The organism is Nocardioides terrae (genome assembly GCF_900112345.1).
Taxonomy (GTDB): domain Bacteria; phylum Actinomycetota; class Actinomycetes; order Propionibacteriales; family Nocardioidaceae; genus Nocardioides; species Nocardioides terrae.
On sequence record NZ_FOLB01000016.1, the window covers coordinates 1 to 21,710 of the forward strand.

The following is a 21,710-nucleotide window of genomic DNA, read 5'->3' on the forward strand; positions in this document are numbered from 1 at the left end:
AGCGACATTATGTCAGCAGACGAGCAGGAGCAGCCCTCATGCGCCCGCATCAGCGGCATCACGAAGCGCCCAACCCTGCCGACGACGACCCCGTCTAGGCGCGTAGCGCGCGGGCACGACGCCGCCGAAACCACTCGCCAGCGCACGACGGTACGCGGCCGCATCGAGCCTCGCCGCGTGCGCAGCCGACGCCGCCTGACGACTCACACCGAGCGCCGCGCCAATGTCGGCCCACGTTGCGCCCTCAGCCCGCGCAGCCGCGACCAACGACCCACGAGCGCGAGCCAGGCTGTCCTGCGCGAGCGCCACGGCCGCTAACTCGCGCAGCGGCTCCTGCGGGCCATGCTCGATGCCGTCCAGGTGCCGCCGCGCCCACGTGGCAGCAGAGCGCCCGAGACTTCCCTCCGCCGTGCTCACCGCCAAAGTCTCGACGGCGCTTTACCTTCGCGCAGGCGAACCGAGCAAGTCACCTAGTTAGCCAGCGGCCAGTTGTGGCACAGATGACAAGCCCGTACTGGCGGGCCGCACGGGTTCGCGCTGCGGGCTTCCAGACCCGCCGGCGGCAAGCCTCCGGGTCCGGGTGAAAGGCGCAGCGACGCGGCGGCGGCCCGGAACTCTCCCGCCAGGCCGGATCGCCGCGCGCAACGCCGGGTGCATCCCGACCTGGGCGACACGGGGCACGCGCTCCGCGCGCAGGCGCACACGCTACGCGAGCGCGGACTCTCGTACGGACCTCACATCCGCACGTGTTCGGACGCAACTTCCGAACACCACGGCGCGCTTGCGCACTCAGCTTCGCCTCTGCCGGCCGCGCCACAGCACCGCCTGACCTGCGGAAACGCCGGCGGCGTGCGGCGATCGCCCCTCGAGGAGGGATTCACCACCTGGTCAACGACCAGGCCGACGCCGACCTACGGCAGGAAACCGATCGGCCGACCACCCGAAGTCGCCACGCGAGTCCGCCCGGAAGGCAGCGCGAAGACGGCCGTGACCTGCGAGAGGAACACCTGCCGAGCCACTCCCCTAGCGACCTGAGCGGCAAACGCGGGCCCGTCATTGGCTGAGACGAAGCCGGCCGAGCCGCGCAGGTGATAGACCGCCCGCAGCGATGTGCGCTTGGTCCAGCGCCAGGACGTGACCAGCTCCCCCGTCGAGGTGTCGAGCTTCTCGGAGTACCGCTTTCGCCAGACCGGCGCAGCGACGTAGTAGCGCCCGGACCGGGAGTGGCGGCGGGCGATGCGGCGTGCAGCCTCCGCCACGTCGTCAGCGACCTCGACGGCCGCGATCGCGCGGTCCAGGCCCCAAGTCCCCCAGAACCGGCCCACGCCCTCCCCGGAGCAGCCGGAGCAGTCAGCGTCAACGCATGTTGCGTCGTGGACCCACTCCCGCGGGGCGGCATTCTGGTACTCCTTCGCCGTGAACGAACCGTGCTTGGTGAAGTAGACGGCCAGGCGCACCGGGTCGAGAGCCCGCGCGCCTTCGTGGTAGTCGACGCCGGTCCCGCCGACGACGTGTCGGCCGTACTCGCAGCACGCGCCGGTACGTGGTCCGCCCTTGCGAGGCCGTGGTCCGATGAACGGGCGCTGCCAGCACCAGTCGCCGCACCAGTCAGCGCCGACGATCTCGGCCCACGTGGTCGAGAGCCAGTCACGGAGCCCCGGATCGGCCGGCGGAGTGGTCAGGATGTGGTAGTGCGGTGCGCCCCGGTCCTGAAACTCCCGCTTCCACACCCCGACGAGCCTGGACCCCCAGCGACGGGCCCATCGCTTCTGCAGCAGGCGCACATGGCGGTGAGCGATCGAGGCGGCCGGGGCGACAGCACGCCAGTCGCCCGGGTAGGTCAACGTGACCATCGCGGGCCGGCCGCGGTCGGCGAACAGCGGCGCGTAGTCGAGTTCCTTGAGCCGCTCGGTCATCCGGGCGCGCGAGCGCGGCGACCAGGAGTGCAGCCGCGAGACGCCGACCGGCTCGCACCACGGCACGCCACAGGCGCAGTCCGGATGCCAGACGGGATGCTCTTCCTCGAGGACGCACGCGCCGCCCTGGCGCAGCTGCTCGACCATCTGAGCCCGCTTGCGCGCCCCCTCCAGCGCACGAGCCACAGCACGGTCCCGCTTGACCGGATCGGTACGACGGACCGCGAACGACCCCGGCGAGACGACAACCCTGGCCCGGGGCCCCTCGACCATCTCCCGATCCCGACGACGGACCTTGAACCCGAGCCGCTCGGCCATGCGGGCGGAGTGTGACAACTCCCCCGCGACCAGGTACTCAGGCGGAGCCACCGTCAGGAGTCGATCCGGGATGGCCCACCGCTCGAACAGCGCGGCAGCGGCCGACACCATCTCCACCGAGGCGAACCCGCGGCCGACGCCGGCCAGGAGCTCCGCCGCACGCGCGTCAACGTCGCTTGACGCGATCTGGTCGAGCACCGTCACTCGGTCACTCCCCCGCGACGCTTGCCGTGCACACCGGCGATTTCTAGCAGCTCCGGAGACGCGGAGGCACGCCGCCGCGCCGGTCGCTCCGGCTTGGTCGCGGTGTAGTCCGGGCACTTGCACGACGGCCGGGTCCTGCCACCACCGCACCGGTAGCACGTGCCCGTCTCAGTCACCGTCCCGACCGTGAGCACGCTGTCCATCGTGTCGTAGGCGCCGAACGCCGGCGACCCCGGACCCCAGTGCAGGTCGCGGGTCATCGCGGGCAGTTCCTCGCGCTTGCCGGCGGTGAAGTCCTCGAAGTCATTGGCGTCGTAGGTCTTGGCGACGAACAGCCGGCGCTGGCGCCACATGCGGGACGCACCGGGCTCAGTCGATCGCTTCGGCATCCGGCCCTGGCAGTACGTGACCGCCTGCGAGCATTCCCTCAGAATTTTGTCGGCTCTCGCCCAGGCGGGAGCACTCCACCGGACCACGACGTCATTGCGCCTGAGCTGAACAAGTCGGTTGGCGATCGCCGCGGGCAGAGACGCGGACTCGCGCGACGACGCGGCACCCGTGACCTCATCCAGCAGGAGATCCACCCCGCGGGCGTCCAGGACCTGTTGCCAGTCCGTGAGCGCGATCCACAGCGGGTGCGCGGCCCGGTGCACGCCGGTAATCTCCCCGAGCTGCCGCATCAGCTCGACACGGCGCAGCGGGTCCGGCTCGACCGCGAACGCGGCTTCCACCACGTGCGGCTCAGGGAGCGCCCGCATGTAGTGGCCCGAGAGCGGGTCAGCCTCGCAACGCTCGTCGTCGCACTCGCGCGGGTTCACGTAGTCCAGGAGCCGGACCGTGCCCAACACCGGGCGACCGGCCTCCAACGACGGCAACGTGTCCCACACCATCATCGCCGACTTGCCCGACCCGTTCGGCCCGACATAGCCCATGATCGGCCAGCCCCGCCGCTCCGCACGCTTCTTCGGATTCTGGAACATTCAGAACTGCCTCAGGTAGACCGCTGCATCGTCAATGCCACGGTTGTAGGCGGTGTCGAGTTCGCGTGCCGTGGCACTCATGCCGACGAACACGCCGTAGAGGTAGGCACCCCCGAGCCCGAGCAGCACCACCAGCGCAGCACCCATAATCGTCAACATCAGTTGACCCCTTCCGTTGCTTCGATCCGCTGGGCCTCTTCGACGCCAGCAGCCCACTTCCTGATCCGCTCAACCCAGCCGACCGCGCGATACAGCGCCCAGCCGTAACCCATGAACCACCCCGACCCGAACGCCATGAGCAGCAGCTCGCCGCCCAGCTCGGCCTCCGGGCTCACAGCCGCTCCCCCTTCAACGGCGACATACGCCGACGCGGAGGCTCAACCGAGAACACAGGCCGAGCGGCATCGGTCCCCGAGAGCAGGCGCGCACGCTTCCGCTTCGCCAACACCCACGACAGCAGCACCAAAGCCGGGATCACGACCAACAGCACGGTCACAACAAGCCCCCGTCCGAGCAGTACCGGACCGCCAGCCCCGCGGAGCCGCGCCGACCCTGCCACCCCCTCCGGGGGCCCCGACAGGGGCCCCGGCGCACCTCCAACGGTGCCGTCGCCCGGGTCATGCCGCGGACCCCCCGCCGCCCGTGAAGACCGAAATCAGAATGCGCGTGATCCGGACCACGACGGCGATAGCCAGACAGGTCCCAACCGACGCCAAAACGAGTCCGAAAACGTCCCACGGCACCCAGCCGCCAAGCCCCGTACCCATGGCCCAGATCTGACCGAAGTACCCAGCACCGTCCGCGAACCAGTCAGGCGGCGGAGCGGTCGGCAGCAACCCAAGCAGACCATCGATCAGGCCAAACACCAGCTCGAGGACAGCCTGCAAGATCACGCGGTGTCACCCCCGCCACGCCCGAGCTCCTTCAACTCAGGGACCAGCGACCCACCAACGAGCCGAACGCAGAGCAGCCCGCCCGACAGGATCAACCCACACGCGAGGACCAGCCGACAGATGCCCGCGGCCGTGTGCAGCTCGTCACCGGCACACGCAGCGCCTAGCGTGAAATCGACATCATCAACGGAGTCGTCGCCCAGGCCCAGGTCAAAGTGAACCGGTACCCCGCTACATCCCGCGACCGAGGGCCCGGCGACCAGTTGCGTCACAGAGGACGCGTACAGGCCCGGGGACGACCCCTGAAGCTTGCCGCGGATCGACTCCATCCGATCGTCAAGGAACCCGTCCTCCGGAACGAACAGCGACTCAAGCAGGTCGCCGAGCAGGCCCATGATCTTACCGGGGAGAGCGGCCACGGTGTCGATGAGCCCGCCGACCATCTTGACGAGCACGCAGATCCCAGCGCCTGCCCAGGAGGCCGGGTCAGTGAACGAGAAACCGTCGCACGAGCCGTCACCAGCAGGCGGGACAGGGTCCTCCACGACGGGGGGCGTGGGGTCGCCGCTCGGGACGGTCAGCGGCCCCATCGGCTCATCGAGCGAGTCTGCGGTGCGGTCAACAATCTTGGCGCCCCAGTAGAACGCGCAGCGCGCAGGGTCTGTCAGCCCCACCAGCCCTGTCCCCGCGTCGAACGTGTAGGAGACCGTAGACGCCGAAGACGTCTTCTTGTAGAAGCCAAAGCCAACCAGATTGCGCTGCTTGACCGCCGACGCCTCCTGGCCGACCTGCGCGCCCTCGAAGGCGTAGACCAGGGCGTCGGCCGATCCAGCCGTGGCCGGGATCACCGTTGTCGTGAACCGCTCAGCCATCGAACCGACGCCCGGCTGCCCGCTCGGGACCGGGAGGTTGTTAGCCGAGTTCGCCGGGTTGTAATCATGCGTGCTGTCGTAAACCGCGTAGACCAGCCAGCCGTACGTAGCGGCCACCGTCTGATCGACGTGGAAGGCGACCCCCTCCATGAACGTGTACCCCGACCCGTTCTTCTCGGCCTGAGCAGACACGACGTGAGGCGCGGTGCTACTGAACCCCGCGCACGAGCCGTTAGCCGCTGCTGCAGGAGGCGCACCGAGAGCCCACGGAACACAATCTTCCCGTTCCTTGCTGCCCTGCCCGAAGTCTGACCAGTTGCTAGTCGTGACCTTGTAGCACAGCTCCGTGACCGGCATGGTGCAGCTCGGGCTATAGCTCTTCGTCCAGTCGCCGGCCCCGTCGACCTCCCCCACTTCGAGGCCGAACGCACAACCGGGCTGCTCGACGCTAAGGAACAGGTCCGCCGACGCGATGTTGTAGCCGGTCGTGCACTTCCCCTTCAGGACGACCGTTGAGGCCGGAGACGCGTCAGGGTCGCTCTGCCAGTAGCCCGAGACCGCGCAACTCACTCGATCGTCAACCGGCCACTGCGAGCCCGTGGAGAAAGAGGCCTGCGCGACGTCGCCATACACGACCGCGGCTTGCGCCGGCGCACCCATGAACATCAGCAGCGGCACCAGCAGCGCGGCCAGCAGACCAGCCGCAGTGACCCGTCGTGCTACCCGAGGTCGTACCTCACGCCCAGGCCGAGGAACAGCAGGCAGGCGAACCACAGTGCAGCGGCGACCACAGCCACCACCACCCATGCCGTAAAGAACCCGAGACCGAACCTGAACCCATCGCGGAAACGCACGAAGAGCACCGTAGAGCGCGGCCAGGAGCTGCATGACGGTTTCCCTTCGAACACTGCCCGATCGGTCAAGAACTGTTGACGGCCCTCCCCCTGGTCCCCATGAACCGGGGGGAGGGCCGTACATGCGTGGCCGCGACGCGTCACCACACCAAGCGCCCGGCGCTGGTCAGAAGAACTTCCGGACCAGGGACCAGCCCTTGCGGACCGCGAGGACGGCCGCGCCGATGCCGATACCGACGCCAGCGATCTGCAGGAGGTTGTCCTGCAGGCCGTCCACGCCGGTCGTGATCGTCGAAACCGCGGTGGCGGGAGTGCTCATGCTCTGTTCACCCCCTTCCCTGCGTGAGGGCCGCGAGCAGCCCGAAAGCGACACCGCCAGCCAGCATGGAGACGATCCACTCCACCGGAGTCATCTCGCCATCACCTGCCGACCATCGCGGCGAACATCTGCCAGCAGCGCACCCAGCACAGGGCCGACACCAACAGAAGCCAGAAGTTGTCCATCTCAGATCAGCCCCCGCGGCCGATCTGGACGACCAGGAGCGCACCGAGCAGCGCCGTGACGAACCCCGCCGCCGCCAGCAGGCCCACCAGCAGCGCCCACGTGTCCGCGTCGAGCTGCACCGTCACCGGCGTGCCGTCCTCGACCGCGAGCGCCGAAGTAGACGACGAAGCAGGCAACGGAGACAGCGAGGCCGACGACGACAAGGGCGAGGGCGACGAGTCCGCCGAAGCGGTCTCCGAAGCCGTCGAGTCGGGCAGCAAGGTCGGCTCCGACGACGGGGCCTCCGACAGGCCCACCGGGGGCGACATACTCGCGTCCGGGACCGGCGGCGTGGGATCGTCCAGCCGTAGCGAGGACGAAGCCGACGACAGTGACCAGCGAGCCGACCCAGAGTGCGAGCCGGTAACGGCCCCCCAAGCGGAGGACGGCAGCAGCAGCACGGCCAGCGCCGAGAAGATCGCGCACACCCACCGGACGACAGCCTTACGCACCGACGCCGACACCGGGATGCACCAGCGTCACGTCGTGATGGACGGCCGCGCGTCGAAGCTGCGCGATCAGGTCGACCACGGCCACCGCGGGGATCACGACGGACTCGCAGCCGTCCGAGATGACCACAACCGGGGTGCCGAGCGAGTCGGTCGCCTCGACCTTCAGCGCGCCGCGGACCTTGAAGACCCTCGCTCGGGTCGCCGTCGCCGTCGCCATGTCAGGCGCCGGCCGGCTGGGGGAGGATCGCCTCGACCTCCGGCACCCGCTTCCACGCCTTGAAGGTGCGGTAGACCCGCTCCCCCACCGCGCGGGTCTCGATCGACACCTCCAGCGCGACCATCGTGCCCGCGGCGGGGAACGACTCATCGGTCAGGCTATCCCCGAGCAGCTCGACCGACTGGACGTAGTCACCGTCACGGCCCGTCAGGAGCCGCGCCTCACGCCGCTCCCAGTCCGTACCGTCCTTGCGCTTGACGACCGAGCCGTCCTTGCGCCTCACCAGCTCGGAGCGCACGCCCCGGAACTCACCCAGCAGCACCAACATCACTGACCACCAATCGCTAGCGTTGTTTCACGTGAAACACATCTAAGCAGATGATCCGTCGCGGTGCACGTGATCGGAGGAAAGTTTCCTTGCGCGCAACCGTGGGCAGAATGGATGCATGACTCCCACAAGTCGTCAGATCAACGAGAACGTCGTCGTACTGATGCACCGACTCCAGCTCAACAACACCGACCTGGCGGCAGCCCTGCACATCGGGCGCGTAAGCGTGGGTCACCGGCTCAGCGGGCGCACGGAATGGCGCGCGACCGAGCTAGAGATACTCGCCGAGCTGCTCAAGGTCACCCCGACCGAGCTGATGGGCACGATCCCGCCTTACAAGGAGTGGAATCATCGCCGCCAGCAGCCACCAGCGGCCCGCGCTGTCGTCAGTGGGCCACGCTTCCTGATCGCGCCAGAGCCCGCCTTCGACGCACAGCCTCAGCCGTTCAACCGGTGGAGCCCGACTAGCGACATTATGTCAATATGCGGAGGTTCCGGCGCTCACCCGGACTTGCGGCGATGCACCCGCTTGCCACCCGCAGGGCCATGGGTCTCGGCCTGGCCACGGTCGTGGCTGGCGTGCTCCACGCCTCGGTCGTTGGCCTGCTTGCGGTCGAGCGCCTCGCGCATGCGCGCCTTGAGCTCGTCGTTCTGGTCAGATGATTGGTCGGCCACCGGTCCAGACTCACACGTGTCGGCCGACATCGCCACTCGGGAGGTGATCGCGCTAGCGGGCTCGCCGCAGGAAAACAGATGACTCGGGAGGCCTCAGGAGCGGCTCTCGAGCTCCCAAGTCATCTGTTTTCGCCCCAGCGCGGCGGCCGGAAGCCGGCTCGGACGGACTTCCTGCGCGTTCGACGCGTCGAGGCGCGCCGCGCTGACCGATGACCGTCAGGCCGGCGGCGTGAACCCTGAGCGCGCCGTGGCGACCTGCTCGCGCACGACGCAGCCGGTCTCGTGGTCGTTGACCAGCCCCATCGCCTGCATGAAGGCGTAGGCCGTCGTCGGGCCGACGAAGCGCCAGCCCCTCTTCTTCAGGTCACGCGACATCGCGACCGACGCGGCCGACGTGGCCCGCCACTCGGGCACCCGGTCGGGCTCGGGGTCCTCCCAGCGCCAGAAGTACGCCGCCAGCGAGCCTTCCCGCTCGACCAGGTCGATCGCCCGGCCGGCGTTGTTGATCGCCGCCTCGATCTTGCCGCGGTGTCGGATGATCCCAGCGTCCTGCAGGAGCCGCTCGACGTCACCCTCGTTGAAGGAGGCGACCTTCTCGAAGTCGAAGCCGGCGAAGGCCGCTCGGAAGTTGTCCCGCTTGGCGAGGATCGTGCGCCATGAGAGTCCGGACTGGAAGCCCTCCAGGCAGACCTTCTCGAAGAGCCGCCGGTCGTCGACGACCGGGAAGCCCCACTCGGTGTCGTGGTAGCTCAGGAACTCGGCGACGGAGCCGGCCCAGGTGCAGCGCAGCTCGCCGTCGGGCGCGAGAAAGGTGGCGGTCACGGGCGCAACTCTCGCACCCGGCGCCGACAACAGGCCCGAAGAATCACAGGGTGAGCTCCATGAAGACCGAGTTCGGATCCTCGACGTAGTCCGCGAACGGCCCGCGCACCACGAACCCGTGCCGCGCATACAGCCGTCGCGCCGGCGCGAAGTAGTCCTCGGAGCCGGTCTCCAGCAGGACCTGCGACGCTCCGCCGGCCCGGGCCTGGTCGAGCAGGAAGCCGAGCAGCGCCGTCCCGATGCCTCTCCCCCGGCCGCCGACCGCCGTGCGCATCGACTTGAGCTCGACGGACCCGTCGCCGTGGTCCTTGAGCGCCCCGCAGCCGGCCAGACCGTCACCCTCCCAGGCCGACCAGAACCTGAGGCCGGGCGCGCGCAGCCCGGCGAGGTCGAGAGCGTGCACCGACTCGGGCGGCGAGACGGCGTACATGTCGTCGAGGTGCTCCTCGAGGAGCGCCACGACGGCCGGCCGGTCCAGGTCGTCGAGCTCGAAGTGCAGGTCCACGTCGCGAGAGGGTAGCCAAGCCCCTCCGAGGCGCTGGTCAGCGGTGCTTGCGGTGCCAGAACGGGTTGTGGACCCGGCGGACGAGCACGCCGATCTTGTCGATCCGGTGCTCCGGGTTGCCGTACTGGTCGGTCCAGAAGTTCCCGCGCGCGTGATCCTCGGGCGTGGCGCACGTGGAGACGGTGATGTAGGCCTTGTGCGGCGTCGCCCGGGGCTTGCCCGGCACTGCCGCGCGCTGCTTGCGCAGCGACGCCGCCGACCGGAACGACACCCAGCGGGTGCGGGTGATCCGGTAGACGTAGCGCCACTGCCCCGCGTCGACGAGCACCTTGTCGCCGTCGTGGAGCGACGGGACGCGGCCGAAGATGCCGCCGTGGGACGAGCGGTGCGCCGTGACCTGGTAGTTGCCGATCCCGCCCGGTCCGACGCCACCGTCCCGGCCGTACGGCGCCGCCGCGATGCCGCGGTTCTGGATCCGCGTCCCCGGCCCGTCGTCGGTCTTGCCGCGGTAGGCGATCACCGGGAGCCGGTGGATCCCGATGGCCGGGATCGTGATCCGGGCGTTGCGCGGGTGACCGCTGCTGGGGACCGGCGCGGCCTGGGCGCTCGGCAGGGCGACGAGGCCGACCGCGAGGGCGACGACGAGACCGACGACGAGACCGACGACGATGCGGATGAGACGGGTGGGGTGCATGGCCGGGAAGTACCCCGCCCGGGGCCGATCCACCCCACCGGTCTCATCAGATGTCGCGCAGGCGCGGCAGCACCAAGCCGACGAACTGCTCGGTCCACGCCACCGGGTCGTCGTTCTTGGGCGGGTTCACGGTGACCAGCGTGACGCCGAGCTCGGCGTACTCCTCCATCGCGGAGAGGAAGGCGTCGGTGTCCTCGATCGGGTCGAGCGCACCGCCGCCACCGATGGTCTTGCGGATGTCGTCGTAGTCGCGGCCGAGGGTCTCGCAGTGCCCCTTGAGCACGTCGAGCTTGTGCGCGACCCCGTCCACACCCTCGCGGGTGAAGAGGTGGCACGCGTCGGCGTACTGCGCCACGAGACGGAGCGTCTTGCGCTCTCCCCCGCCACCGATCAGGATCGGCATCCGACCGCGCGGCGGCTGCGGGAGGCTGATCGTCTCCTTGAGCCGGTAGTGCTCACCCTCGAAGGCGCCGTCGTCGTCGGACCACATCTGGTTGACGATCCGGAGCGCCTCCTCGAGCCGCTCGAAGCGCTCGGCGGTCGACGGGAACGGCACGCCCAGGCCTTCGTGCTCGCGGTCGTACCAGGCCGCGCCGATGCCGAGGAAGGCGCGCCCGCGGGAGAGCACGTCGACGGTGGTGGCGATCTTCGCGAGCAGACCAGGGTGCCGGTAGGTGACACCGGTGACGAGGAGCCCGAGGTTGAGGTTCTCGGTGATCCCGGCGAGGTAGCCGAGCGTGGTGTAGCCCTCGAGCATCGGCTCGAACGGACCCCCGACCGGGATCATCTGGTAGTAGTGATCCATCACGGTCATCTGTGCGATGCCGCCCTGGTCGGCGACCTTGGCCGTCGCGGTCAGACGGTCGGTGAGCGTGTGCTCCCAGTCGGGGTGCGTGAAGGTCATGTAGTGAATGCCGGCGTCCATGCCTCGACGCTAGGACCTGGAGTGCGGTCCAGCGCAAGGGGTGTACACCGGCCAGCCGTTGTGACCGGCAAGTAGCCTCCGCCTCGCCCGCGTGGACGATGGCCCCCTAACATGCGGCGCATGCTGAAGCGCGCGCTCCTCACGGCTGTCCTGCTCACCACCGGCACGACCCTGGCCGCCTGCGGTGGGTCCGACGACACGGCCAAGGACGCGGGCGCCTCGGGCGTGGACTGCACCTATCAGCCCGACGGGTCGCAGGCATCGGTGAAGCGTCCGTCGTCGACGGCCGCGTACGACGGCGACGTGTCGGCGACGCTCACGCTCGACAGCGGCGCCGTACCGCTCACGCTGCACGCCGGTGACGCGCCCTGCACGGTGAACTCGTTCGCGTCGCTCGCTAAGCAGGGCTACTTCGACGGCACGACCTGCCACCGCCTGACGACCGACGGGATCTTCGTGCTGCAGTGCGGCGACCCGACCGGATCGGGCTCAGGTGGGCCCGGCTACGCCTTCGACGACGAGCTGAAGGGCGCGAAGGCGCTGCAGGACGACCCGGTGGGCCAGGGCGCGAAGACCTACGCCGCCGGCACCGTCGCGATGGCCAACGCCGGGCCGAACACCAACGGCTCGCAGTTCTTCCTAGTGTACGCCGACAGCCCGCTGCCGCCCGACTACGCCGTCTTCGGGACGATGGACGCCGCCGGTCTCCAGGTGGTCAAGGACGTGGCCGCCCTCGGCACCGCGACGGGCGAGAGCGACGGCGCCCCGAAGCAGCCGGTCACCATCAAGGGCGTCTCGGTCAGCTGACCGTGCCGCTGGCGTAGCGCACCGGGTCGCCCAGCGTGATCGTCCGGCCGACCGTGCAGAGCCGGTCCTGGCTGCGCTGGATGGCCGACTCGAGGACGGCGCGCGCGGCGTCGCCCGCCTCCCCCTCGGGGAAGGTCACGTCGAGGGTGACCCGCAGGTCGACCAGGTGGTTGCCGCCCTCGTCGCGCACCTTCCGGCCCTCGGCGCGCGCCGCGAACGACTCGAACGGAGCGCGCTTGCCGGTGATGAAGTCGACGTCGAGCGCGCTGCAGCCGGCGAGCGCCACCAGGAGCAGCTCGACCGGGGTGAAGTCGGGGTCGTCGCCGTGGCTGAGCGTCAGGACGCCGCCGCGGGCGTTGACGGCCTTGAACCGGTGCTCACCGACCTTCTCGAGGTCGATCGAGCGGAGGTCGGGCGTGAGGTCGGTCATGCCGACAGAATGACACGGTGTGGAGCGCCGACATCGGGGCACTGGGTCTGGGTCCTGACGTCAATGGATGGAGTTGAGCATGCTCACCCTCACGCCCAACGCGACAGACATCGTGCGCAACATCGCGAACCAGTCGCCCGAGCCGGACAACGCCGGGCTCCGGATCACCTCCGACGGGAGCGCCGAGGCGCCCTTCGCGGTGACCGCTGCCGACGCCGCCCAGCCAGGTGACCAGGTCGTGTCCCAAGAGGGAGCGCACGTCTACCTCGACGAACCGACCGCCGGCCTCCTCGACGACAAGGTCCTGGACGCCCGGGTCGACGAGGAGGGCAGGATCGAGTTCGCCCTCGGCCAGCAGGCCTGACGACCCGATCCGTCAATAGCCCGATGGGGGCTCGCGGCGTTCCACCGGCCGACTTCTAGGCTGGGCGCCGTGAGCCCCCATCTCTCTCTCCAGCGCACCGAGGCGGAGGCCCGCCGCGCACTCCTCGACATCACATCCTACGACGTCACCCTCGACCTCGCCGCGGACGACGTGACCTTCCGCTCCGTGACCCGGATCCGCTTCACCAGCCAGGGCGGCGCCACGTTCGCCGACCTCAAGCCGGTGGCGGTCGCCTCCCTCCACCTCAACGGCGACCCCCTCGACGTCGACCTCGTCGACCGTGGCCGGCTCCCGCTTCAGACCGTCGCCGGCGAGAACGAGCTGGTCGTGGACGCGACGATGCGCTTCCGCAACGACGGCGAGGGGCTGCACCGCAGCGTCGACCCGGCCGACGGCCGGCCCTACGTCTACGGCATGTCCTTCATGGACGCCGCTCCGTCGGTGTTCGCCTGCTTCGACCAGCCTGACCTGAAGGCGCCGTACACCCTGCATGTCACCGCGCCGACCGACTGGCGCGTCTTCGCCAACGCGGCGGGCGAGCAGGTCTCGCCCGGGCATTGGGAGTTCGAGGAGTCGGCTCCCCTGTCGACGTACTTCGTCACCGTCGTCGCCGGGCCCTATCACCTCGTCGAGGACTCCCACGACGGGATCCCGCTCGGCCTCTCCTCGCGCGCCAGCATCGCCGACGACCTCGATCGCGACGCCGACGAGATCTTCACCGTCACGAAGGCGTCCTTCGACGAGCTCCACCGGCTCTTCGGGATCCGCTACCCGTTCGGGAAGTACCACCAGGCGTTCGTGCCCGAGTTCAACGCCGGCGCGATGGAGAACCCCGGCTGCGTGACGTTCCGCGACCCGCTGATCTTCACCTCCCGCGTGACGCGTGGCGTGCGGATCCAGCGCGCGACGACCATCGCCCACGAGATGGCGCACCAGTGGTTCGGCAACCTCGTGACGCCGGTCTGGTGGGACGACCTCTGGCTCAACGAGTCGTTCGCGGAGTACCTCGGCAACCGGGTCACCGCCGACGTGACCGAGTACTCCGACACCTGGGCCGACATGTCCTACGCGCGCCGTCAGTGGGGCATGGTCGCCGACCAGGGCCCGTCGACGCACCCGGTCGCGGGCAACGGCGCGACGGACGCGGTCTCGGCGCTGCAGGACTTCGACGGCATCTCCTACACCAAGGGCTCGGCGATCCTGCGCCAGCTCAACTCCGCCCTCGGCGACGACGTCTTCTTCGGCGGCGTGATCGACCACTTCGACCGGCACCGGTTCGGCAACGCCACGCTGCACGACCTGCTCGGGTCGTGGGAGCGGGCCGGCGCGGGCGACCTCGACGGCTTCGCACGGGAGTGGCTGCTCACCGCCGGCCCGGACCGCATCGAGCTCGACCGCGACGCAGGCGTGCTGCGCCGCACTCCCCCGGCCGGCCACGAGGCCGACCGCTCGCACAGCTTCCGGGTCGCCGTCGCCAGCGACGGCGGCTGGCGGACGGAGACGGTCCAGGTCGACGGGCCGGAGACGGCGTACGCACCGGAGGGCGACGCCGTGCTGCTCGACCCGTACGACGACACGTGGGCCGTCACCCTGCCCGACTCGGCGACCGTCGCGGCGCTGCCCGACCTGCTGCCCGCGATCGACGACCAGCACCTGCGCGCGGGCGTCTGGAACGGCCTGCGCAACGCCTTCAACAATGCGGCCGTCTCCCCCGCCGACATCGTGGACATCGCGGTCGCCAGCTTCCCCGTCGAGGACACCGAGGACCACCCCCGCCGGACGCGGGCCTGGCTCTACGGGCGGGTGCTCCCCCTGGCGCCCGCGGGCTCGACCGACCGGCTGCACGAGGCGGTGCTCGGCCGGCTCGCGACGCTCGAGACGGGATCGGAGTGGCAGCTCGCCGGCTTCCGCGCCGCCATCACCACCTCGACCGACACGGCCGAGCTGCGCGGCTGGCTGACCGCTCCCCCGGCCGGCATCGACGTGGACCGCGACGTGCGCTGGCGGGTGCTCGCGCGCCTGGCCGCTCTCGGCGCGGCGGACGCGGACGAGCTGCAGGCCGCCTTCGACGCCGACCCGGCTGCCGACGCGCGCGTGGAGCTGACCCGGGCGCTCTGCTCGCGGCCGGACCCCGAGGCCAAGGAGTGGGCCTGGTCGATCTTCACCGGTCAGACCGACCGGCCGAACTACGAGGTCCTCGCCGCCGGCGCCGGCCTGTGGCGCGGTGGCCAGGAGGCCCTCACCGAGCCGTACGTCGACCGCTACTTCGCCGAGCTGCCCGGCACCGCCAAAGTGCGCAGCGGATGGGTGCTCGCCGACGCGGCCGAGGCGTTCTTCCCGGCGACCTCGATCTCCCGCACCACGCTCGACAAGGCGCTCACCCTCGCCGAGGACCCCGACCTCGCCGGGCCGCTGCGTCGCCGGCTGACCGACGCTGCCGACCAGCTGCGGCGGCAGCTCGCGGTCAAGGCGGCGTTCCCCGGCTGACCCTGCACCGTCCTGAGGCCCGCCTGCGGCGTGTGCGGCGACCTCTGTCGGCGGTCGCTGATTGACTGTGGCACATGGAAACAGTGGGTCTGATGTTGCTCGGTCTGGTGCTCGGTGCACTCCTCGGAGGCGCCGCGGCCTGGATCGTCGTGCAGCAGCGGACCCGCGTGGCGGCGGAGGCGCAGCGCTGCTCGGATGCCGAAACCGCCCGGGCCGCGCTCGAGACGGCCGTGCGGGACGCCGAGGAGCGTGCCGCCGAGCGCTCGGCGGTCGCCGAGGCCCGCGCCGCGGCTGCCGAGGAGCACACCCGATCCGTCCTCGCCGCGCGCCAGGACGCGATCGTCGCCCAGCTCCGGGAGCAGGCCGCGGCCGATCGCGCCGACGTGGAGCAGCGGCTCTCGGCCGCGCTCGCCGAGTCGGCCGCTCTGCGCGACGCACTCGAGGCCGCTCGCCTGCAGCACCGCGAGACCGTCGAGGCCCACCGCCGCGAGGAGGCCGAGCGACAGAAGGGCGAGGCCGGGCAGGCGCAGGTGCTCAAGACGCTGCAGCCGGTGCTCGAGCACCTGCGCGGGATGCAGACGAAGGTCGACTCGCTCGAGAAGGCGCGCGTCGAGCAGCACACCGAGCTCGCCGCCCAGATCCGGCACACGCAGCGCTCCGTCGAGGAGTCCCGCAAGGCGGCTGACACGCTCTCCTCGGTCCTGAAGAACAACGCCGTCCGGGGCGCCTGGGGCGAGACGCAGCTGCGCACCCTCGTCGAGACCGCCGGCCTGGTCAACCGCGTCGACTTCGACCTGCAGCACTCCGTCGAGGCTGACTCCGGCGACCGCCGTCCCGACATGGTGATCAACCTGCCCGGCGGCAAGCAGATGGCGATCGACGCGAAGGTCCCCTACAACTCCTTCATGGACTCCCAGCGCGAGGGCCTCGAGCCCGAGACGCGGCAGCGGATGCTCGAGGACCACGCCAAGAAGGTGCGCGGCCACGTCGACGTGCTGGCCCGCAAGGGCTACTGGACCGGCCTCTCGATCAGCCCCGAGTTCACGGTCGCCTTCATCCCCAACGAGCAGCTCCTCAACGCCGCGCTCGAGGTCGACCCGTCGCTGATGGAGCACGCCTTCCGCCAGGGCATCGTGCTGGCCACGCCGACCAACCTGTGGAGCATGCTCAAGACGGTCGCCTTCACCTGGAAGCAGGAGGCGCTCACCGAGGACGCGCAGGCGCTCTTCGAGATGGGCCAGGTGCTCTACCGCCGGATCGTGAAGCTGGCCGAGCACGTCGACAAGCTCGGCCGCTCGATACAGCGCAGCGTCAAGGACTACAACGCCTTCACCGGCTCGCTCGAGCGGTCGGTCCTCCCGGCCGCACGCAAGCTCAACGCCGCCGACCCGGGCTCCACCATCGCGACGCCGCACGAGATCGAGGAGGCCCCGCGCTCGCTCGCCGCCGGTGACTTCGCGGTGCTCGCCGACGTCGAGCGCCCCGAGATCGACCTGGCCCTCGCCTTCGAGGAGACCGTCGAGGCCGAGGTCATCGACGAGGCCGACGCCGGTTGAGCCACACGCCCCGGCCGCCACATCCGCCTCCACCGACGCCAAGAGGCGAGCCTCTCCGCTACTCCCGCAGATAGGTCGCCAGTCGAGCGGCCAGGTCCACGGAGGCATCGATCTCCTCACGACGGATGGAGACGCTCTCCACGTTGAGTCCGCACGGCACCCCGAGCCGACGGCAGTAGTCGATGAGCTCGACGGCGGTCGTCTGCGCCTGCTCGAGGGAGGCCGACAGCGGGTTGGCCGAGTGTCGGAGGTCGTTCTCGATCAGGTGCTCGTTCTCGCGGCGGCTGTGCCTCTCCGGGATCGCCACTCCACCGAGCAGAAGCTCCGGGTTGACCTCCGCGCGCAGCCGCTGGGCGTCGGCGAGGGACACGGGCGGCCTGGTGCTGCTGGAGGCCGAGCCGACCAGCACCGTCAACGTCCGGCGCGGATCCTGCTCGCTCAGCCACGTCCGCAGCTCTTCGCGCTGGTACTTGCCGACGGCGCGGTAGACGACGGCCGGGGTTCGCCAAGCCTCCAGGTGTTCCGTGCGGTACTCGGACGGATCGATGGTGGGGCTGAAGGGGAACGGACGCTCGACCGGGTTGCGGGATCTCTCGTCGTCGATGTCATACAGGACCAGTCCGTCGAGGTCGAGGATCGACCACTGCGCACTCTTGTCGAAGGCGCCCGCTTGGGCCAGCCTGACAACATGGACCTTCTCGGGTACGTGTCCCACCAGCGCTCTGCGCGGGCCGCCGCGGCCGGACTCGCCGCCGTCGGCCTCGTCGCGTCCGTCACCCTCGCTCCCGGGGGCTCGCCTCCCGCCAGCGGCGCCGCGTCGACCGACCGGACGAACACCCACCACGGCGTCTCGCGGTTGCCACTCGGCCCTGCCGGACTGCCCGAGACGCGCACGACCACGACGCTCGAGCGCGGGGTCACGTGGACCCACATCGAGCGGGGCGCTGTCAGTCCAGACGTGCGGTGGGTCGTGGAGCTCAGCATCCCCTCGTCCGACTCCAGCCCCGACCCGGACGCTCCCCCGCGCGCCGTGCAGGACCGGGCCGCAGCCGATGCCCTGGTGGCCCAGCTGACCGCCGCTGGCGTGTCGGCCCAGGTTCAGCCGGTCGAGCAGCCCGCCACCGCCGACGTGCCGGCGGGTGTGATCGGCTACCGCGTCCGCCTGACCGCGACCTACGCCGAGAAGACGCAGGCGGACGCCCAGGTCGCCGCCCTCCGCGGCCAGGGATTCACCTCGCGCAGCTGGTACGCCGGCTGGGACGGGGGTAACCGAGCCGGTGGTCACTGGTCACTGGAGGTCCTCACGATCGACCCACACCGGTTCCGCGGCGACCTGAGCGCCACCTACGGCCCCGACATCGAGAAGCGGGAGACGACGTCCGCCCTGGCGGCGTACGAGCATGCGACAGCTGCCGTGAACGCGGGGTTCTTCGTGCTCGACCCGGCCGCCGGCGCGGAGGGCGACCCTGCCGGCGCCGGGGTGTACGACGGCAGGCTGGCCTCCGAGCCGGTCGCAGGTCGCCCGGTGCTGGTGCTACGTGACGACGCTCGCTCGACGGAGATCACCCGGCCGGTGTGGCGCGGCACGGCGCGTCTGGCGGGCGGCACGGCCGTGCTCGACGGCCTCGACCGCGTGCCGGGCCTGATCCGCAACTGCGGTGGCATCGGCGACTCCCCCACCGACCACCCGCTGCACGACACCACCTGCACCGATTCGGGAGAGCTCGTCGCCTTCGACACCCAGTTCGGCGCGCGGACGCCCTCGGGCCCCGGACGAGAGGTGGTGACGGGTCGGCACGGGCGCGTGGTGGCGATCGCTGACTCACGCGGCACCGAGCTGAAGCCCGGCCAGCGCTCGGTCCAGGCCACCGGCGACCGGGTCCCCGAGCTCGCCGGCCTCACAGTCGGCGACCGGCTCGACCTCCGCACGCACCTGTACTCGAGGAGCGGGCAGCGGCTCGACCGACCCCGCGTCTCCGTCGTCAACGGCGGACCGCTGCTGCTCGCCCGCGGCCGCGAGCGGATCACGCAGGCCGCAGACGGGATGGTGCACCCGGGTGATCCGTCGTTCGCCTACGGGTGGGTGCTGCAGCGCAACCCCCGCACGTTCGCCGGCGTCGACCGCCGGGGCCGGACCGTCCTCGTCACCGTCGACGGTCGCCAGCTCGACCAGGACGGCCTGTCGATCCCCGAGACGGCCGACGTCGCGCGGTCGCTCGGACTCGTCGACGCCATGAACCTCGATGGCGGCGGATCGACGGCGGCGGTCATCGACGGCAGCGTCGTCTCGCACCCCTCCGACGCGACCGGGGAGCGGCCGGTCGGGGACGCCATCGTCATCCGCTGACCGAGCGATCACTCATGCCTGCTCCGTTCCCGTGGCGATCGTGAGCGTGCGTTCGTACGAGCACGATGGGCCATCCGGACGGACAGATGTCGTATTCGTCATCCGCTGTTCGTCGAACAGGTGAAGGACGGGCTTCCCCGGCCAGCGGCCCAGGACCCGTCACCGGAACGAACGAGGAGAGACCGCGTGGGCAACGTCAAGGTGTTGGTGTCGGGAGCGAGCATCGCGGGCCCTGCGCTCGCCCACTGGCTGCACCGACGAGGTGCCGAGGTGACCGTGGTCGAGCAGGCGCCGGGCCTGCGCCCCGGCGGGCAGGCCGTCGACGCGCGCGGCGTGGCCAAGGAGGTCATCCGACGGATGGGGCTCGACACCGCCGTGCGAGCCGCATGCACCGACACCGCCGGCGCCTACGTCGTCGATGCCGCCGGGAACGTCCTGGAGACCCACCGGGTCGAGGACCACGACGGAGACGGCTACATCTCCGAGATCGAGATCCTGCGTGGGGACCTGTCCCAGGTTCTCTACGACGACACCCGCGACGATGTCGAGTACGTCTTCGACGACCGGATCGCCGGGCTCACCCAGGATGCGACCGGGGTCGACGTCACGTTCGCCGGCGGGGACCGACGCCGCTTCGACCTGATGATCGGCGCCGACGGACTGCACTCGTCCCTGCGCGCGATGGTCTTCGGACCACGTGAGCGGTTCGTCCGCCACCTCGGGATGGTGCTGGCCTTCTACACCGTGCCCAACGAGTTCGGGCTCGAGGGTTGGATGCTCGACTACAACGAAGCGGGGCGTACCGCCGGGTTGCGGCCTCTCCCGGACGCCAGCAAGGCGATCGCCATGCTCTCCTTCCCCGCGCCCGACTTCGACGTGGACCACCGCGACCTCGGCGCACAGAAGCGGCTCCTGCGCGAGCAGATGGCCGGCTTCGGCTGGGAGACCGCTCGGATCCTCACGCACCTCGACGACGCCCCGGACTTCTACCTCGACCAGGTCGCCCAGGTGGTGATGGACCGCTGGTCCAGCGGACGCGTGGGCCTCCTCGGAGACGCCGCGTTCAGCGCGTCGCCGATGTCCGGCGGCGGCACGGGCCTGGCACTCGTCGGTGCCTACCTGCTGGCCGGGGAGCTCGCCTCGGCGGACTGGGACCCGGTGGCCGGGTTCGCCGGCTACGAGGCGAAGATGCGGTCGTACGTCGAGGCGAACCAGGAGATCGGACGACTGCACGTCGAGATGCTCGCCAGCACCGAACCCGAGCCGGTGGAGCCCGACATGGAGGCCCTCACCGACCTCATCGCCCGCGCGGTCGGCGGGCCCGAGCTTCCCGACTACGCAGGCGTCCCCGACCTCGCGGTGTCGTCGGGACGCTGACGACCGACCGTCCGCTCCCGCAGGTCCGCGACGACCTCGGCAAGACCACCGCCGGCGGCGAACGCCTCCCGCTGCCGGGTCGCACCCGTGCCACGAGCCGCGAGCGTCTCCACGCCGCGGCGCACGAGCTCGGCGTCGCCGACGTCGGCGAGCGCCTCGGCGACCAGATCCGCCAGCTCCTGCGCCATCTCAGCGGCTGGCACGAGCTCGCGCGACACCGGTGACAGCAGCGAGTCCGCGAGCCCGAACCGGGCGGCTCTCCAGGCTGCGACCCGCAGCTCGTCCACGCGCCACACGTCCGGCGGCTCCCCCGCCCGCGCCGCGAAGTGCACGACGAGGGCGCGGGCCAGTGCGGCGATCACCATCGCGTCGTCGAGGTCGGTGCACACGTCGGCGACCCGGAACTCCACGGTCGGGTAGCGGTGCGACAACCGCACGTCGAGGTTGATGAGGCCCTCGTCGAGCGCCGCCCCACGGGCGACCATGTCCTTGGCCCGGGCGCGGTAGCCGTCGGCGTTCCCGAACGGCTCCGCCGGCCCGCTCGTCGGCCACATGTTCCACACCCGCGAGCGCCAGCTGGCATGGCCGGTGTCGGCCCCGTGCCAGAAGGGCGAGTTCGTGCTCATCGCGAGCAGGACCGGGACCCAGGGGCGGACCCGGTCGATGACCGCCACGCCCTCATCCGGGTCGGCCACCTCGACGTGCACGTGCATCGCACACATGAGGGACAGATGAGCGGTCTCGCCGTAGTGCCGTTCGACGGCCGCGTACCGCTCCCCCGGCGAGACGTGGCGGTCGGTCGATGGCAGGGCGAGGACGGGCCCCGGGACGGCCAGGGGCGCGACCCCCATCGCTGCGCCCGCCTCGGCGATCCGGGCGCGTCCGCCGGCCAGCTCGCTGCGGACCTCACCGATCTCGGCATGCGGCGTGGTGGCGACCTCCACCTGGGTGAGGAAGAACTCGTGCTTGAGCGACGCAGCACTCCCGGTGTCGCCGGCCCCCTGACAGGCCGCCAGCACCTCGCCCGCCACCGGCCGGAGCGCCCCGGTCGTCGCGTCGCTGAGGAGCAGCTCCTCCTCGACGCCGAGACGGCGGCGGGAGCCGTGAGGTCGGGACACCTCG

General features: G+C 70.6%; 25 protein-coding genes. 6 read left to right on the plus strand and 19 right to left on the minus strand.

Annotation, left to right across the window (positions count from 1 at the left end):
* Positions 1-911: 911 nt before the first annotated feature.
* The 16 genes from BM236_RS16995 to BM236_RS17045 all read right to left on the minus strand — a co-directional run bounded on the left by BM236_RS16995 (position 912) and on the right by BM236_RS17045 (position 11,199).
* Positions 912-2,438 carry a rolling circle replication-associated protein gene (locus tag BM236_RS16995; RefSeq protein ID WP_139230147.1) on the minus strand — a complete coding sequence of 509 codons (1,527 nt, stop codon included), beginning with the start codon at positions 2,436-2,438 and terminating at the stop codon, positions 912-914.
* Positions 2,435-3,418 carry a hypothetical protein gene (locus BM236_RS17000; RefSeq protein WP_091126288.1) on the minus strand — a complete coding sequence of 328 codons (984 nt, stop codon included), beginning with the start codon at positions 3,416-3,418 and terminating at the stop codon, positions 2,435-2,437. The genes BM236_RS16995 and BM236_RS17000 overlap by 4 nt, the downstream gene beginning before the upstream one ends.
* Positions 3,419-3,577 carry a hypothetical protein gene (locus BM236_RS19105; protein WP_175507726.1) on the minus strand — a complete coding sequence of 53 codons (159 nt, stop codon included), beginning with the start codon at positions 3,575-3,577 and terminating at the stop codon, positions 3,419-3,421.
* Positions 3,577-3,753 carry a hypothetical protein gene (locus tag BM236_RS19110; RefSeq protein WP_175507727.1) on the minus strand — a complete coding sequence of 59 codons (177 nt, stop codon included), beginning with the start codon at positions 3,751-3,753 and terminating at the stop codon, positions 3,577-3,579. Before BM236_RS19110 ends, BM236_RS19105 begins: the two co-directional genes overlap by 1 nt.
* A 282-nt stretch (positions 3,754-4,035) precedes the next feature.
* Entirely contained in the window at positions 4,036-4,311 is a 276-nt protein-coding gene (locus tag BM236_RS17005; protein ID WP_091126289.1) for a hypothetical protein, read from the minus strand.
* Positions 4,308-5,861, minus strand: coding sequence for a hypothetical protein (locus tag BM236_RS17010; protein ID WP_091126292.1), 1,554 nt, complete (start codon positions 5,859-5,861; stop codon positions 4,308-4,310). Before BM236_RS17010 ends, BM236_RS17005 begins: the two co-directional genes overlap by 4 nt.
* Positions 5,862-5,902: 41 nt before the next feature.
* Positions 5,903-6,037 (minus strand): hypothetical protein, encoded by a 135-nt coding sequence (locus BM236_RS19545; RefSeq protein ID WP_281247692.1) that lies wholly within the window; start codon positions 6,035-6,037, stop codon positions 5,903-5,905.
* Positions 6,038-6,203: 166 nt separating this feature from the next.
* Complete coding sequence (locus BM236_RS19115; RefSeq protein ID WP_175507728.1) at positions 6,204-6,356, minus strand: hypothetical protein; 153 nt, start codon at positions 6,354-6,356, stop codon at positions 6,204-6,206.
* Between the two features lie 191 nt (positions 6,357-6,547).
* On the minus strand, positions 6,548-6,718 hold the full coding sequence (locus BM236_RS19120; RefSeq protein ID WP_175507729.1) for a hypothetical protein: 171 nt from the start codon (positions 6,716-6,718) through the stop codon (positions 6,548-6,550).
* Positions 6,719-7,025: 307 nt separating this feature from the next.
* Complete coding sequence (locus tag BM236_RS17020; protein ID WP_091126295.1) at positions 7,026-7,250, minus strand: hypothetical protein; 225 nt, start codon at positions 7,248-7,250, stop codon at positions 7,026-7,028.
* 1 nt (position 7,251) lies between these two features.
* Positions 7,252-7,578 (minus strand): hypothetical protein, encoded by a 327-nt coding sequence (locus tag BM236_RS17025; RefSeq protein WP_091126297.1) that lies wholly within the window; start codon positions 7,576-7,578, stop codon positions 7,252-7,254.
* Positions 7,579-8,079: 501 nt separating this feature from the next.
* A complete protein-coding gene (locus tag BM236_RS19125; protein ID WP_175507730.1) occupies positions 8,080-8,253 on the minus strand; it encodes a DUF5302 domain-containing protein in 174 nt (57 codons plus the stop codon).
* A gap of 216 nt (positions 8,254-8,469) precedes the next feature.
* A complete protein-coding gene (locus tag BM236_RS17030) occupies positions 8,470-9,075 on the minus strand; it encodes a DNA-3-methyladenine glycosylase I (protein ID WP_091126299.1) in 606 nt (201 codons plus the stop codon).
* Between the two features lie 43 nt (positions 9,076-9,118).
* Positions 9,119-9,580, minus strand: a complete 462-nt coding sequence (locus BM236_RS17035; RefSeq protein ID WP_245750399.1) for a GNAT family N-acetyltransferase — start codon at positions 9,578-9,580, stop codon at positions 9,119-9,121.
* A gap of 37 nt (positions 9,581-9,617) precedes the next feature.
* Complete coding sequence (locus BM236_RS17040; protein ID WP_091126300.1) at positions 9,618-10,274, minus strand: sortase domain-containing protein; 657 nt, start codon at positions 10,272-10,274, stop codon at positions 9,618-9,620.
* Between the two features lie 46 nt (positions 10,275-10,320).
* Positions 10,321-11,199 carry an LLM class F420-dependent oxidoreductase gene (locus BM236_RS17045; RefSeq protein WP_091126302.1) on the minus strand — a complete coding sequence of 293 codons (879 nt, stop codon included), beginning with the start codon at positions 11,197-11,199 and terminating at the stop codon, positions 10,321-10,323.
* A 120-nt stretch (positions 11,200-11,319) separates the two neighbouring features.
* On the opposite strand from BM236_RS17045, the gene BM236_RS17050 reads away from it, so the two are divergent.
* Positions 11,320-12,006: a peptidylprolyl isomerase gene (locus BM236_RS17050; protein ID WP_245750400.1), complete on the plus strand. Its 687-nt coding sequence runs from the start codon at positions 11,320-11,322 to the stop codon at positions 12,004-12,006.
* On the opposite strand, the gene BM236_RS17055 is transcribed toward BM236_RS17050, so the two are convergent.
* Complete coding sequence (locus tag BM236_RS17055) at positions 11,999-12,436, minus strand: OsmC family protein (protein WP_091126305.1); 438 nt, start codon at positions 12,434-12,436, stop codon at positions 11,999-12,001. The genes BM236_RS17050 and BM236_RS17055 overlap by 8 nt on opposite strands.
* Before the next feature lie 79 nt (positions 12,437-12,515).
* On the opposite strand from BM236_RS17055, the gene BM236_RS17060 reads away from it, so the two are divergent.
* The 3 genes from BM236_RS17060 to BM236_RS17070 all read left to right on the plus strand — a co-directional run bounded on the left by BM236_RS17060 (position 12,516) and on the right by BM236_RS17070 (position 16,864).
* Positions 12,516-12,800: a Fe-S cluster assembly protein HesB gene (locus tag BM236_RS17060; protein WP_091126307.1), complete on the plus strand. Its 285-nt coding sequence runs from the start codon at positions 12,516-12,518 to the stop codon at positions 12,798-12,800.
* A 69-nt stretch (positions 12,801-12,869) separates the two neighbouring features.
* A complete protein-coding gene (pepN, locus tag BM236_RS17065; RefSeq protein WP_245750401.1) occupies positions 12,870-15,308 on the plus strand; it encodes an aminopeptidase N in 2,439 nt (812 codons plus the stop codon).
* A 92-nt stretch (positions 15,309-15,400) separates the two neighbouring features.
* Entirely contained in the window at positions 15,401-16,864 is a 1,464-nt protein-coding gene (locus tag BM236_RS17070) for a DNA recombination protein RmuC (RefSeq protein ID WP_175507732.1), read from the plus strand.
* Positions 16,865-16,922: 58 nt separating this feature from the next.
* On the opposite strand, the gene BM236_RS17075 is transcribed toward BM236_RS17070, so the two are convergent.
* A complete protein-coding gene (locus tag BM236_RS17075) occupies positions 16,923-17,579 on the minus strand; it encodes a hypothetical protein (RefSeq protein WP_217645392.1) in 657 nt (218 codons plus the stop codon).
* Here BM236_RS17075 and BM236_RS17080 point away from each other — a divergent pair.
* Positions 17,553-19,211 carry a phosphodiester glycosidase family protein gene (locus tag BM236_RS17080; protein WP_091126350.1) on the plus strand — a complete coding sequence of 553 codons (1,659 nt, stop codon included), beginning with the start codon at positions 17,553-17,555 and terminating at the stop codon, positions 19,209-19,211. The two genes, BM236_RS17075 and BM236_RS17080, sit on opposite strands and share 27 nt — an antisense overlap.
* 186 nt (positions 19,212-19,397) lie before the next feature.
* Positions 19,398-20,588, plus strand: a complete 1,191-nt coding sequence (locus tag BM236_RS17085; protein ID WP_175507733.1) for an FAD-dependent monooxygenase — start codon at positions 19,398-19,400, stop codon at positions 20,586-20,588.
* Here the strand turns inward: BM236_RS17085 and BM236_RS17090 are convergent.
* On the minus strand, positions 20,546-21,706 hold the full coding sequence (locus BM236_RS17090) for a carboxylate-amine ligase (protein ID WP_091126312.1): 1,161 nt from the start codon (positions 21,704-21,706) through the stop codon (positions 20,546-20,548). The two genes, BM236_RS17085 and BM236_RS17090, sit on opposite strands and share 43 nt — an antisense overlap.
* Positions 21,707-21,710 lie beyond the last annotated feature (4 nt).

Coding starts and splice junctions, on each gene's coding strand:
- BM236_RS17060 (WP_091126307.1), top strand. CDS start 12,516: ATGCTCACCCTCACGCCCAACGCGACAGACATCGTGCGCAACATCGCG.
- BM236_RS19105 (WP_175507726.1), bottom strand. CDS start 3,577: ATGTTGACGATTATGGGTGCTGCGCTGGTGGTGCTGCTCGGGCTCGGG.
- BM236_RS17050 (WP_245750400.1), top strand. CDS start 11,320: ATGCTGAAGCGCGCGCTCCTCACGGCTGTCCTGCTCACCACCGGCACG.
- BM236_RS17025 (WP_091126297.1), bottom strand. CDS start 7,578: ATGTTGGTGCTGCTGGGTGAGTTCCGGGGCGTGCGCTCCGAGCTGGTG.
- BM236_RS17055 (WP_091126305.1), bottom strand. CDS start 12,436: ATGACCGACCTCACGCCCGACCTCCGCTCGATCGACCTCGAGAAGGTC.
- BM236_RS19115 (WP_175507728.1), bottom strand. CDS start 6,356: ATGAGCACTCCCGCCACCGCGGTTTCGACGATCACGACCGGCGTGGAC.
- BM236_RS17000 (WP_091126288.1), bottom strand. CDS start 3,418: ATGTTCCAGAATCCGAAGAAGCGTGCGGAGCGGCGGGGCTGGCCGATC.
- BM236_RS17045 (WP_091126302.1), bottom strand. CDS start 11,199: ATGGACGCCGGCATTCACTACATGACCTTCACGCACCCCGACTGGGAG.
- BM236_RS17070 (WP_175507732.1), top strand. CDS start 15,401: ATGTTGCTCGGTCTGGTGCTCGGTGCACTCCTCGGAGGCGCCGCGGCC.
- BM236_RS17040 (WP_091126300.1), bottom strand. CDS start 10,274: ATGCACCCCACCCGTCTCATCCGCATCGTCGTCGGTCTCGTCGTCGGT.
- BM236_RS17020 (WP_091126295.1), bottom strand. CDS start 7,250: ATGGCGACGGCGACGGCGACCCGAGCGAGGGTCTTCAAGGTCCGCGGC.
- BM236_RS17080 (WP_091126350.1), top strand. CDS start 17,553: ATGGACCTTCTCGGGTACGTGTCCCACCAGCGCTCTGCGCGGGCCGCC.